This window comes from Chitinophaga sp., assembly GCF_017745275.1.
Lineage (GTDB): Bacteria > Bacteroidota > Bacteroidia > Chitinophagales > Chitinophagaceae > Chitinophaga.
In genome coordinates this window covers 57,469-70,500 of record NZ_JAGHZS010000004.1, presented here as the reverse complement: position 1 = coordinate 70,500, position 13,032 = coordinate 57,469, and the positions used below count along the sequence as shown (strand labels likewise).

The 13,032-nt window shown below is 47.9% G+C and carries 14 protein-coding genes; 2 read left to right on the top strand and 12 right to left on the bottom strand.

Annotated elements, in window-relative coordinates:
• Positions 1-135 precede the first annotated feature (135 nt).
• Positions 136-585 carry a putative quinol monooxygenase gene (locus J7623_RS13175; protein WP_291920767.1) on the top strand — a complete coding sequence of 150 codons (450 nt, stop codon included), beginning with the start codon at positions 136-138 and terminating at the stop codon, positions 583-585.
• Here the strand turns inward: J7623_RS13175 and J7623_RS13170 are convergent.
• The 12 genes from J7623_RS13170 to J7623_RS13115 form a co-directional block, all read right to left on the bottom strand.
• The gene (locus J7623_RS13170; RefSeq protein WP_291920766.1) at positions 540-1,391 is read right to left on the bottom strand and encodes a helix-turn-helix domain-containing protein; all 852 of its coding nucleotides are present in this window, start codon (positions 1,389-1,391) and stop codon (positions 540-542) included. The genes J7623_RS13175 and J7623_RS13170 overlap by 46 nt on opposite strands.
• Before the next feature lie 63 nt (positions 1,392-1,454).
• Positions 1,455-1,886, bottom strand: coding sequence for a c-type cytochrome (locus tag J7623_RS13165; protein ID WP_291920765.1), 432 nt, complete (start codon positions 1,884-1,886; stop codon positions 1,455-1,457).
• A gap of 36 nt (positions 1,887-1,922) precedes the next feature.
• Positions 1,923-2,390 (bottom strand): heme-binding domain-containing protein, encoded by a 468-nt coding sequence (locus J7623_RS13160; RefSeq protein WP_291920764.1) that lies wholly within the window; start codon positions 2,388-2,390, stop codon positions 1,923-1,925.
• A gap of 69 nt (positions 2,391-2,459) precedes the next feature.
• Complete coding sequence (locus J7623_RS13155) at positions 2,460-3,086, bottom strand: DUF3347 domain-containing protein (protein WP_291920763.1); 627 nt, start codon at positions 3,084-3,086, stop codon at positions 2,460-2,462.
• Between the two features lie 31 nt (positions 3,087-3,117).
• The gene (locus tag J7623_RS13150) at positions 3,118-3,666 is read right to left on the bottom strand and encodes a DUF3347 domain-containing protein (RefSeq protein WP_291920762.1); all 549 of its coding nucleotides are present in this window, start codon (positions 3,664-3,666) and stop codon (positions 3,118-3,120) included.
• A 32-nt stretch (positions 3,667-3,698) separates the two neighbouring features.
• Positions 3,699-4,907 (bottom strand): efflux RND transporter periplasmic adaptor subunit, encoded by a 1,209-nt coding sequence (locus tag J7623_RS13145; RefSeq protein ID WP_291920761.1) that lies wholly within the window; start codon positions 4,905-4,907, stop codon positions 3,699-3,701.
• Positions 4,908-4,911: 4 nt separating this feature from the next.
• Positions 4,912-6,102, bottom strand: a complete 1,191-nt coding sequence (locus tag J7623_RS13140) for an efflux RND transporter periplasmic adaptor subunit (protein WP_291920760.1) — start codon at positions 6,100-6,102, stop codon at positions 4,912-4,914.
• Positions 6,080-7,333, bottom strand: a complete 1,254-nt coding sequence (locus tag J7623_RS13135; protein ID WP_291920759.1) for a TolC family protein — start codon at positions 7,331-7,333, stop codon at positions 6,080-6,082. Before J7623_RS13135 ends, J7623_RS13140 begins: the two co-directional genes overlap by 23 nt.
• Positions 7,317-9,251: an efflux RND transporter permease subunit gene (locus J7623_RS13130; RefSeq protein ID WP_291920758.1), complete on the bottom strand. Its 1,935-nt coding sequence runs from the start codon at positions 9,249-9,251 to the stop codon at positions 7,317-7,319. The genes J7623_RS13135 and J7623_RS13130 overlap by 17 nt, the downstream gene beginning before the upstream one ends.
• Positions 9,248-10,543, bottom strand: coding sequence for an efflux RND transporter permease subunit (locus tag J7623_RS13125; protein ID WP_291920757.1), 1,296 nt, complete (start codon positions 10,541-10,543; stop codon positions 9,248-9,250). Before J7623_RS13125 ends, J7623_RS13130 begins: the two co-directional genes overlap by 4 nt.
• A gap of 189 nt (positions 10,544-10,732) precedes the next feature.
• Entirely contained in the window at positions 10,733-11,131 is a 399-nt protein-coding gene (locus tag J7623_RS13120; RefSeq protein WP_291920756.1) for a hypothetical protein, read from the bottom strand.
• Positions 11,132-11,205: 74 nt separating this feature from the next.
• Positions 11,206-12,417, bottom strand: a complete 1,212-nt coding sequence (locus J7623_RS13115) for a S41 family peptidase (protein WP_291920755.1) — start codon at positions 12,415-12,417, stop codon at positions 11,206-11,208.
• Between the two features lie 135 nt (positions 12,418-12,552).
• Here J7623_RS13115 and J7623_RS13110 point away from each other — a divergent pair, with 135 nt between their 5' ends.
• On the top strand, positions 12,553-13,020 hold the full coding sequence (locus J7623_RS13110; protein WP_291920754.1) for a VOC family protein: 468 nt from the start codon (positions 12,553-12,555) through the stop codon (positions 13,018-13,020).
• Positions 13,021-13,032: the final 12 nt, after the last annotated feature.

Here is a 13,032-nt window from a genome sequence, read left to right as displayed (position 1 = left end):
TTCCGGTGATTTAGCCAGCTTGAAATTTGCAATTACCTATGCTTTTTTACCCTTTCATCAAGACCATGGCAGAATCGTACAATTTTAGCGGGATGGTAATTTCTAGTTTTGATCCCATAAAAAAACGTATCACTTATGAATTGTGCAAAGCTAATGCTATGGCCGCTTGCCTGTGTGCTATCTGCCTTGCCTGCCGTAGCCAGGCCTGGTGAAAGCCAGCATACACCGGCAGACAGTAGTCTTACAACATTACAAGGAACCAGGCGTATTACCATGGAGAAATTTGTTATTGCCAAACTGTTTATCCAACCCGCGTTTGCAGATGAATTCCGGCAGGCGTTGGAAAAGCTGGCGGTACAAACCAGGAAAGAGCCCGGCTGCCTGGATTACACCTATTACCCCGAACCGGGACAGACAGGCGTATTTACACTGATTGAACATTACCGCGATGTAGCCGGTCTGAAATTTCACTTCCGGCAGTCATACCTGGCGGAGTTTGTGAAAAAAGTGGAGGGATGGAAATCGAAAGACCTGCAGGTTTACTTTTTATCATCGGAGCCGGATGCGCTAAAAGACGACAAGTAACAATGTTGATCAAGTCTTGCAGGGGATAGAATCACTCCGGGCCTGGCGCCGTAGAATCTCCTGCAGGCTCTGATGAAATGTGATTGATCATAGTACCCAAAATCAAACGCCACCGGCAGGTAGTCTTTGACCTGGTGCGTTAAAAGATATTTCAGCGTATTGTTGAGTCGCGCTGTTTGCTGAAACGACTTCGGCGTCGTTCCTATATTATTAACAAACAACCGTTCAAACTGCCGGTAGCTTTTCCCCAGGCGGTCGCTGAAGGCCACCAGGTCAGGTATTTCCCGGTTATAATATAATTGCTTCACCGCCTCATCTACCAATGTATGGGGGCGGTGATATTTATGTAGCAGCAACAGCAGGAAGTCGCTGATGAGCGCCAGTTGTTGCGATAGCCCCGTGCAGCTATGCAGTTGTGTTGTCAATCTTTTACCTTCATCTCCATACAATTTATAGATATCCGGAAACTGCTCAATACTATCCGCTATGGGTGTTGGGCAAAAATGCCGCAGCGCGCCGGCTTTAAATCGTACTGCAATAAAATAATGAGTGTGATTGATGCGGGCATGGTAATGCCGGTGGCGTATACAATAAATAGCCTGTAACGGTGGAGTATATACGGTGTTTTCCCTGGTAACAAGTGTCATAGGTGCTTTGAGCTGGAATATCATTTCCGCTCCGGTACCTGCAGCCATGGTGGGCTGTGCATAGTCAGCAGCAGCGCCTTCGCCGGTCCAGAAACGATCAACAAACGGGCGCAGTGGGAGAGGAGGCAGGTAAGATGTTTTTTTAAACAGGGCATCCATGGTTTAAAATTCGGAATGATTTAATATGCTGCGAAGGTAAGTCACAATATTCTTACAGTAAACTTACCTGCTACCAGTTACCCTAAGGTATACGATCAGGCTTCTCATCGCTTCTGCCGTTATGCTGTCCTTAAAATGATGTGCCCCGGTGTAATGCCATTCCCGCGCTACAACCAGGGCATATGTGTCGCCTGCACGTTCCAGTGCCTTACTGTCCTGGATATACCGGATAAAGTACTGTGTAGATGGTGCGGGCATTCTGTCAAAAATTCCCACCAATGTTTCGTTGTGATGGCCCTGTTTTACCGGTGGGCGGTGGCAGCTACTGCAGTACTGTTGAAACAATACTTTGCCCTCGTTAAAACCGGTGATCAGTTTGATAGGGATGCTATCCTTTCTTTCCGGTGTTATCGCCGGAGTGGAAGGCGCGGTTTGGCAGGAGTTACAGGTCATCCATCCAAAGAAGGGGAGCAGGATAAAAAGGCAGGGACGCATAAGTAACAGATATATTGGTAAGATACTCCATTTTATTCATCTTGTCTCATGGCCTGAAATTGCAAGCACACTATCTATCCATTGCGTTAATAGTCGTTGCTGATCCGCATTCAAACGTGCATCTGCATGCATCAGGGTATAAGAACGCAATGGCATTTTACCGGTTATGATCTGCTCCTTCATCCGCTTTAGTTTATTTCGTTGCCGTTTGGCGGAATAAGTACCATACTCATCAAAGTTGAATTCCTTTTTCCCTTTGCTGATATGGTGGGCCATCCACCAGCCGATGGGCTGAATATTCGTGTACCAGGGATACCGGGTATTGTTGCTGTGGCAATCGTAGCAAGCGTTTTGCAGCAATGCCTGTACGTCAGCAGGAACGGGATAACGTTCGGTAATAGCAGTTGCCAGATGATCGGCAGATTGATTTTTAGGTGGCCGGATAAATTGCACTACCCCAAAAATAATCAGCAGCAAGACCGGCACAATAATGAGTTTTCGCATATAACCATTTTAAGGGGTTTTCTGTAAACAGACGAGCGTCTGTTTACAGAAAACATATAAGCATGACCGTTATTTTATGATCGCTTTTACAGTGCCGCAGGTAGCCATTTTGCTGCCGAAGTAAGGGTTTTTGATTTCTTTGGTTTCGCTTAACCACGCGGCGCCTTTGTTATTATCGTACATAGGGCAGTAGTCCTGGTACAGCGGTTGTCCGCCGCCAAATGCTTTTACCAGCGAAAGTACATCTTCACTCATCTGGGCAAAATGCTCGCGTTGATGTTCCACATTGCCTTCGTTTTTACCAATATGCTCGGCATGTTCTTTTAGGTCGTCTTCATTTTGACCATACAACTGTTGCTGCTCCGGTGTTAATGCTGCTTTATTCAGTTGCTCCATGGCGGTGGCCATAGCTTTACCGCCATTGGCGGCTTCGGCGGAGTTATCGCCGGCGAGCGCGTTTTTAATATGCAGGTAATGATCTGTCACCTGTTTCAACGAAGCGGCTACAGCGGGATCTATAGTAGTGAACTGTGGCGTTAATGTGGCCAGGGATTCATCGGTGGCTGCTGTTGCAGGAGCGGCGGCGGTCACGGCGGTGCTGTCGTGTTGGTGGCCTTCATGGGACGACTGGTTGTTGTTGCAGGCGGCAAAAGTTACAGCAGCAATAGCCATAGTGGCCATCAGGATTTTTTTCATTTTTTGTTGTTTAGATATTTGAAAGATGGAATTATTGAATGGTTTCTTTTACTGCTCCGCAGGTCAACATATGCTCTCCGAAATAAGGATTTTGAATCGTTTTGTCAGAGCTGATCCATACGGCGCCCTGGTCGTTCAGGGCCATCGGGCAGAAGTCTACATACAATTGCCCGGTTTGTAAACCGGATTGTTTGATCAATGCCAGGAGGTCATTGCTTAATGTGGCAAAAGCTGTTCGCTGTGCTTCCAGATCTGCAGTAGCAGTGATTTTGGCGGCGCTGACACCGAGTTGCGTAGCGCTTTTCATTTCTCTGGCGCCTGCTTCTATTGCATTGCTGGCAAACCGGGCTTCTTTTGCATCACCTTTCACCAGGGCGGCTGTCAGTTGTGCGTACTGTTGGTACAACGCGTTCAGCTGATCATCTTTCAACTGCACGCCGGCTACTGTGGCAGGAGCAGGCACCGTAGGTGTAGCTACAGTTTCAGCAGTAGCCTTTTTTTTATCAGCTACTTCTCCACAGGCGGCCAGCAGCAGGAGCGCGCAGATGGGGAATACAACGGTGGTTACTGATTTCTTCATGGTGGTAGATTTTTATGAAACAGGTAAAATAATTACATGCCAGCCATCGGGTCGGCGCCTTTTTTTAAGATGTATTCAGAATACAGCAGGTAAGCGCCGGTCACCACAACGGTGTCGCCTTCCTGCAGGCCTTCGGTAATTTCCACTGCATCGAAATTTTCCATGCCGGTTTTAATCCTTCGAGGCTCAAATTTTCCATGGGATTTTTCTATCCATACATGCGCGCCTTTACCATCGCGGATCACCGCATCCACAGGTAGGCTCATCACATCGCCTTTGCTTTTCACCGGCAATAAAATATTGGCTTGTTGGCCCGGCTGCCAGCGATTCCCGGGATTGGGAATAGTACCACGTAGCTGCATCAGCAGACTACCAGTTTGCAATGCAGGATTGATAAATTGAATAGTCATCTGTTGTGGTTCATTTTCCCAGCCAGACACCAGTACTTTCACGGATTGTCCTACCTGCAGGGCCGACGCTTCTGCAGGATATACGTCCGCTTCCACCCACAGTTGCTGGTAACCTTCCAGGCGCATCACTGCACCGCCTTCCGCTACGTACTGGCCTTCCGTTATACTTATTTCCGACACTACGCCGCTAACAGTGGCAGGGTATACTACATAAGGGTTTACTTTCCCTGATTGCACCAGTTGATTGATCTGTGCCTCCTGCTGATCATACAACGTCAGCTTCTGACGTGCTGCCTGCTCTATTTGCCGGAACCGCGCATCTTCCGGAAACTGTTTCACCTGGGCTACTGCCAGCAAATACTCCTGTTGCAGGGACGCCAGCTGTTCTGAATATATTTTATATAAAGGCTGTCCTTTATTCACTTTCACGCCAACTTCCTTTACATATAATGCTTCTACACGCCCGGGAACACGGCTGGAGATCACCGCTGTTTTTTCCGGATCGGTGGCGAGGCGGCCATTTAATTGTTTGAAGTTGGACAAGGCGCCGCTGCCTACCACCATGGTGGTAATGTTGGCCAGGGCTACCTGGTTTTCTCCCAAAGTGAGCGAAGCGTCTTTGTTGTTTTTATCAAATGGCACCAGGTCCATGCCACAGATGGGGCAGGTGCCGGGTTTATCCTGTACTATCTGCGGATGCATAGGGCAGGTATAGGTTTGCTGCTTTGCATGGGCTGCTTCTTTTTTCCCCGCTTCTTTACAGGCGGCGAGGAATAGCGCCGGTGCCAGCGACACCAACGCAGCGGTTTTTAAGAAATGTTTTCTTTCCATATCGCTATTGCATTGAGGAGTTAGTTTTAATAAAGCTCTCACTATCTACCAGGTAATACGCATTTGATGCCACCAGCCAGTCGCTGATGTTGGTGGTTACCTGTATCATATCTGTTGTTACTATGCCGGTTTCAATCAGCACCGGTACATACGCGTCTTTCGTTTGTCTGAACACGACGGCCCTGTTACCCAGGCGCCACACGGCTTTTTTAGGTAGCCACCAGCCGAAGGTATATACAATTGGTACATTCGCTGTGAGCAGTTGCCCCACGGGTAAGCCATGATCTTTTAGGTAAACGCGGGCGCGGGTGAAGTTGACGCCATCTTTAAAAACGGGTTCAATTAAACCGATGGTACCGGCTTGCATCGCGTTTTCATCGCTGTTGGGGAAGAACAGTATCTTCTGTCCTGTTTTAATGCTGGCGGCCAGTTGGGAGGGGAAAGCCAGTTCTGCTACCAGTGTTTGCGCCTGGTAAATAGTGAAAAGTGATTGCCCTGCGCTCACGTACTGTCCTTCACGCAGCAGTATGGGTGTACTGGCAACTGCAGCGGGGGTAGGTGTGGACGCGGCTGTACTACCACCACTCATGGCGCCCATGCCGTCTCCTGCAGGAGCGGCAGCAGGCGTGGCAGCAGGCGCCGGACCGGCGGCGGATTTTTCCAGGATATAGCCGTCACTGTTACTATACACAGGTACGCGATATAGGATATTCCCGGTCTTTAATACCTGTTCAATTTGCGCCGGCTGCATTCCCAATAGTTGTAGCCGTTGTTTGGCGGCGGTCAGCATCTCTGTTCCACTGCGGGCTACGTATAGTAGTTCCCGTTGTGCCGCGGCCAGGTCCGGGGAATATACTTCCATAATCAGTTGTCCTTTTCTCACCGGCTGATAATTATATTTAATCAGCAACCGTTCTATCCGGCCGGCTACCCTGCTGGCTACACTGGTTTGATTACGGGTGTCGTAGGTAACGATACCGTTTACGGTGGACGCATAAATACGGGTGCCACTTTCAGGACGGATAGCCGGAATACTGGCCACCACCCGGGTATTGACGGGCAGGGTAAGACTGGCCACGTTGCTGTCCATCGCCGGTTCACGGTGTGCATCGGCATGAGCCGGGTGCTCCGCTTTAGGATGACAGGCCGCAAGCCCCAACAGGAGCAATATTTTAACGATATAATTGTTTCTCATAATCCACTATCATTTCGTAGAGTTTCAATTTTTCATCCAGTACGTTGGACTGCATCATGGTTAGTGCTTCCCACGAATCTATCACATTGGAAAGGGCCAGCTTATTTTCCTGGTAGTTCAGGAAGTTGGCGTCCAGCGTTTGATGCAGGGCAGGGATAATTTTTTCTTCCATGGCCTTAATGCGTTTTTCCATAGATTGTATTTCGTATTGCATGCCGTACAACATACCCTGCGTTTCCTGCAGCATAGCGGATTTCTCTTTCTCCATAGCCTGTATATTGTATTGCATGGCTTTGATTTCCGATTTATACATTTTGGAAGACCAGGGCACAATAGGAATGCTGATCATACCCATGGCGCTGAAAGCCTTTGGCATGGAAGCGTCCAGGGGATACATGTGATCGAACCGAAACCTGAAGTCGGGCTTCTTCTCCCGTTTCATACTTTCTATATTCAATTGCATGGAGTGGATACCCTCATTCATTTTGATCACATCTTTCCTGACAGTGGCCAAAGCCGCGGTATCATAAGAAGCAGCCATTTCAAATGATGGTTGGTAAGTGGTATCGATATCGAATGCCTGGTTGCCGGGCGCATTCATCAGGCTGTTGAGCCAGGACATGGCCTTGGCAATAGTACCTTCCTGCATGCGGATCATGTTGTGGTTATCTTCGATCTTCGCAGTGGCTTTGAATACGCCACTTAACTGCGACTGGTTATAAGGGAAACGCACTTCTTCAATCTTCTTCATGGTCACCATGATCTTTTCATTTTCTCTTAGCACCGCTATACGCTGTTTAGCGACGAGCCAGTTGAAATAGAGCCGCTTAGCCTGTGCTTTCAGGTCATTCAGCGTAACATCGCGGGTGGCTTTTTCTATGTTACCCTGTGAAGCGATGTATTTCTTTTTGGCGGCGAGCTTGGCAGGATTCGGAATGTCCTGTTCCAGTTGCAGCATCAGGTTACCTTTATCTCTACCTTCCATGATCATTTGCCCGGGATAGGGCGTCATGAAAGTGCCCACACCCACCATTGGAGCCATCCAGGCCGTGGCGGCATCTGCGCTGTATTTATAGCCTTCCGCTTTCAGTGCGTAAGATTGCAGTAGTATGTTGTTGCGGTCTACCCGCTGCAGGATGCTGTCCAATGGCAGCACCGGTGCCTGCTGGGCCATGCCTTGAAAGGGCAGGGCCAATAGCAGTACGAATAAGTATTTAATGGTGTACCTCATGAATTTCCAGTTTTCCGTGCTTACGTAATTCATATTCTTTCGTCATTAAAAAAATCAGCGGTGTTACCAACAGGATATGTGTGGAAGACGTCAACACACCGCCAATCATCGGTAATACGATGGGCTTCATGACATCTGTACCTACACCAGTGGCCCATAATACGGGCACCAGGCCAAAGAGGGATACGCAAACTGTCATCAGTTTAGGCCGTAACCGTTTGGCGGCACCGTATATAACCGCTCTGCGTAAGTCTTCCCGGGTCAGTGTTGCCACACTGTTCCCTTTCTCTTTCACTAACTGTTGCATGGCATCATTCAGGTAAATCACCATCACGATACCTGTTTCCACAGCAATGCCAAACAAGGCGATGAAGCCTACGGCCACTGCTACGGAAAGGTTTACGCCCCAGAAATAAATCATATAGGCGCCGCCGATGAGGGCAAAAGGCACCGTGATCAGGCTGAGGAAGGCTTCCCGGATGGAGTGGAACGCAAAGTATAGCGAGAAGAAAATGATCACGAGTACTACCGGTGCAATCCACATCAGCGTTTGCTGGCCACGGATCAGGTTTTCATACTGACCGCTCCATTCCAGGTAGTAACCTTGTGGTAAAATGCCTTTAGCCTGGCTCATTTTGCTGATCGCTTCACTCACAGTACCACCAAGGTCTCTACCCCGAACATTGAAGAGCACGGCGCCGCGCAGCATGGCATTGTCGGAAGTGATCATGGGTGGGCCGTCTTCAAATTGTACATCTGCTACGGACGACAATGGTACTTCTCCCATAGCAGCAGACATGATAGGAATACGCCTGATATGCTCTACGCTGTTGCGATAATCCTGTGCAAGGCGTACACTGATAGAAAAGCGTTGCCTTCCTTCAATGGTGTTGCCTATAGGAGCGCCCCCCAATGCCGTTTCCACGGTTTGGTTCACATCATCTACGTTCAGCCCGTAGCGGGCAAGATCCTGCCGCCGTACATCAATACTCAGGTATTTACCACCGGTAACCGGCTCTACGTAAAGGTCTGCGATACCTGGTGTCCCTTCCAGTTCCTTTCTCACCCGTTCAGATACTGATGCAATGGTGTCCAGGTTTTGCCCGTATACTTTTACGCCTACGTCTGTACGGATGCCCGTAGCCAGCATGTTGATACGGTTGATGATGGGCTGTGTCCAGCCATTCACTACACCGGGAATCTGCAGTTTCGCATCCAGTTCGTTGATGATATCTTTTTTGGTTTTTCCTTCCCGCCATTTTGCTTTGGGTTTCAGCATGATGATGGTTTCAATCATGCTGATAGGAGAGTTGTCGGTGGCCGTGCTGGCGCGACCGGCTTTCCCCAGCACCTTATCCACTTCGGGTACCGATTTAATGATTTTGTCCTGTACCTGTAAGATCCGCTTGGCTTCTGCATTAGACACATCCGGTAAGGTCACCGGCATGAACAGGATGCTTTGCTCATCCAGTGGTGGCATAAATTCACTGCCCAGGCTTTTGAGCAGGGGAATAGTAATGATGAGTGCAATGATATTGATGGCAATTGTTGTTTTACGCCATTTCAATACACCTTTAATGATAGGTTCATATATCCTTTCCAGTACCCGGTTTACGGGGTTGGCATGATCCGGTCTGAATTTTCCTTTCATAAAGAAAGAGATCAGCACAGGGGCCAGCGTGATCACCAGGAAAGCATCCATGATCATGATAAAGGTTTTCGTATAGGCGAGCGGGTGAAACAGCTTGCCTTCCTGCCCGGTGAGCATAAACACCGGCAGAAACGAAGTAATGATAATGATGGTAGCGAAGAACACGCCGCGGGATACCTGTTTGCTGGATTGCTCAATCACTTTTAGCCTTTCTTCTTCCGTGATCCAGTCAGGTGATTTCTTAAAAATATTTTTCAGCCAATTCATATCTCGTTATTTTTTTGCTGTTTCTCCCATATTGCATATCGTTCCGACAGGTGTTTGTAGGCATTTTCACTCATGATGATACCATTGTCTACAATCACCCCGATGGCCAGTGCAATCCCGGTGAGCGACATAATATTGGAGGAGATACCAAATGCATTCAGCAGGATAAAGCTGGCAGCCAGCGTAATAGGAATCTGTATAATGATGCTGAGCGCGCTGCGCCAGTGGAAGAGGAAAATGATGACTACCACGGATACTACGATCATTTCTTCGATCAGGGTATGTTTAATGGAGTCTACGGATTCGCGGATTAACTCGCCCCGGTCATACACGATATCGAATTTCACGCCCTGGGGAAAGCCTTTGGCTACTTCCAGCATCTTCGCTTTTACTTTGTCTATCACCGCAGCGGCATTTTCTCCATATCTCATTACTACGATACCGCCTACACGTTCTCCTTCGCCGTTCTGATCAAATATGCCGAGGCGGGTTTCGCCGGTCATTTGTACGGCGGCTACGTCGGCTACGCGGATAGGAATACTGTTCTGCGTTTTCACGGGGATGTTTTCTATTTCGGCGATCGACTTCAGGTATCCGGAAGTTTTGATGATATAGCCGATATCGCTCAGTTCAAATTTCCGTCCGCCGGATTCATTGTTGTTGGCGCGGATGGCGTTGATCACTTCCGCTACAGAGAGCCGGTAGTAGAGGAGTTTGTTGGGATCTACGGTGATCTGGTATTGTTTCTGGAAGCCGCCGAAGGAAGCGATTTCGCTGACGCCTTCCACATTTTGCAGTGCAAATTTTACGTACCAGTCCTGCAGGGCGCGTTGCTCACCCAGGTCCATGCCGGGGGCATCGAGGGTATACCAGAGTACGTGTCCTACGCCGGTGCCGTCTGGTCCCAACTGCGGGGTAACGCCGGTGGGCAGGGTACGGGAAATGGTGCTGAGTCTTTCCAGTACTCTTTCCCTGGCCCAGTAAATATCCACGTTGTCGTTGAAGATGATGTAAATGAAGCTCATCCCAAACATAGAGCTGCCGCGTACATATTTGATTTTGGGCAATCCCTGTAAATTGGTCACCAGCGGATAGGTGATCTGGTCTTCGATGAGCTGGGGGCCGCGACCCATCCATTCGGTGAATACGATGACCTGGTTTTCGGATAAATCCGGGATGGCGTCTATAGGATTCTTTTTCACCGCAAATACGCCCCAGGCAAATAAAGCGGCGGCCATTACCAGTACAATAAACCGGTTGCGCAATGACCATTCAATAATACGATGTACCATAACTGTTCTTTTCTCAGGTGCCGGAATAGGCAGTAACTTTTGGTAGCGGCATGACAGGGCCCGTGGCGCCATTTGTACAGCATTGACACGGTGTCATGAGGTGTGATTTTCTAAAGAATGTAGGGGTATTACCGGTGTAAGCGTGCTACGGTATGATAGCCAGGGAATATATACACCGGGGGAGGGTACTCAGATACGATAGGTACAATTCATTACGTGCACAGGAACTTTGCTGCTTCGTGGCGGCGCATGGGTAACCGGGTGCAGGGTAGTAAGGGAAAGGATATATGCGGGCGCCGCATCCATAAAGGATACCGGCGTAATGACGGCTATCCCTTGCATGGCATGCACGGTGTTTTCAGCCAGCTTCTGGTCTTTCTCCAGCTTCACCGTTTTGTGTTCATCTTTGCAGCATTTTTTGCTGCATTTGTTCAACGCCGGCCTGGTGCATTGGCTGCATTTTTTTACCTCGCTATCTCTCCATCCTGCATCTATCAGCTTCCCCATGCAGTAGTGCATGTGGAAAGTGGCGCCGGTAGAGGTGCTCACGTATAAGACAGCCAGGATGAGTGCGAGGAGCTTTTTCATATAGACAAAGAAAACACCAATTTCCGGATGAAGTGTTACATAATTTTGGTAAGATGTTATATTATTCCTGCCTGCTAATGTTCGTATACATATTCCAGGGCCTCATCCCGGTTGTTAAAAAAGTTTTTGGCTGAATAGGAGACCGGGTAATCGGGTTGCAGCGCTCCTTTCTTGCCTTTCCACACTTCCCAGTACCGGGTGGAATAGCCAATGATCATTTGGGTATTGGGTAGCCGGAAGCCCCGGTTTTCTCCATAACAATTGATATTGCCACTGGTCATTTGCCCAATTAAAATTGCATGGGTATTCCGTTTCAGGTACACGGCATTCATCACTGCAGAGGAGAAAGTGAGTTTCCCGATCAGCACAAACAGGTGCCCTTTTTTATTCAGATAACTCTGCCCGATACTATCGAGAAAAGGCGACAATACGCCGGAGTTACCGCCGTCATTGAAGCGCAGGTCAACGATGATTTTATCCGGGTGAACGTTGTTAATGGTAGCAAACAGGCCGGTATTGAAGTCGGGAAAGGGTTCCTGCGGATCTTCCGCACAAGTGGCATAGTTGAAGTAAAGCGTTTTAGTCGCCGTATCATAGTCATACCAATATTTTTTATTTCCTTTTTTATAGGGCAACAGGGTCTGGTATTGGTTGACCGTCGCCAATTTTGTGCTACCTTTTGGCGCGGACGGCAATGTTACATCAAACGTTTCCTGGCGGGCATTTTGTAAGGTAAAGGTGGCGCGCTGATCTGATGGCAGAATACCCAGGCCCTTCAGGAAAACGGGATTGTTAAAGAACTTTTGCCGGTAAATTTCGAAGTAGGATTGGTTGTCGGTTTTGATCACTTCTTTGAATTTACGATTTACGGCATCCACTGACCAGCCATTAATGGCCACTAGTTTACAGGAGAGATAAGACGAGTCTTCCGGAAGAATACCGGTAACAAAGATGCCCTCTTTAAATATTTCGAATTTAATAGGTAAAGACAGCGTGAATTTAGGTTCTATCCTGGTGTGCTCATCTCCGATGGCGGCGTTTAGCCTGAATAGTTCAATCATAAATCCTTCTTCCGTCAGCGTATCCAGTTTGGCAGCAATTGTCGCTATTCTATCATCAAATTGCGCCTTGGTGATTTTGTTGTAAAGTTTAACATGTTTCGCTGGCAAGGTATCTTTGTAGTACTTCAGATCCTGGCGTAGTGCGTCTGTTGTCAGGTGCTGGGCTATGGTATCTTTCGTAATAACGAAAAAGAGGAGAGCAATAAAACAAAAAATTCTTTTCATGTGTACTGTTCCTGGAGTTTGCTGGAGCATAAGGTACACACAAATTTTATATTTAAAAATGTAATGTGTTTTGTTTTTATCTTGTAAGAAGATGGTACCTGTAAAGTTGCTATTAAATCTTTAAATTGATAAAGGATGAAAAGAACCGCTTTATTAATGCTGGCATTGGTCCTGTCATTCACTGCCGGCTTTGCCGTCAATTCTTTTTTTAATCACACCACTAAACAAAAGTACATGAAACGGGTAACCGGTATTGGGGGTATTTTCTTCAAATGTAAAGACCCTGAAAAAATGAAGCAATGGTATCATACGCATTTGGGCTTTGGCGCAGATCCATACGGCACAAAATTCGAATGGCGCCAGGAAGCGGATAGTACCAAACATGGATACACGTTATGGAGCGCTTTCCCGGACAAAAGCAATTACTTCGAAAAGGACTTTATGATTAACTACCGGGTAGAGAACCTGGTGACGCTGGTAGAAGAATTAAAGAAAGAAGGGGTGACGATTTTAGATAAGATCGATGATTCGGAATATGGAAAGTTTGTACATATCCTGGATGTAGAAGGAAATAAAATTGAGTTGTGGGAGCCGAAGGATTGAGAAAGCGGTGAT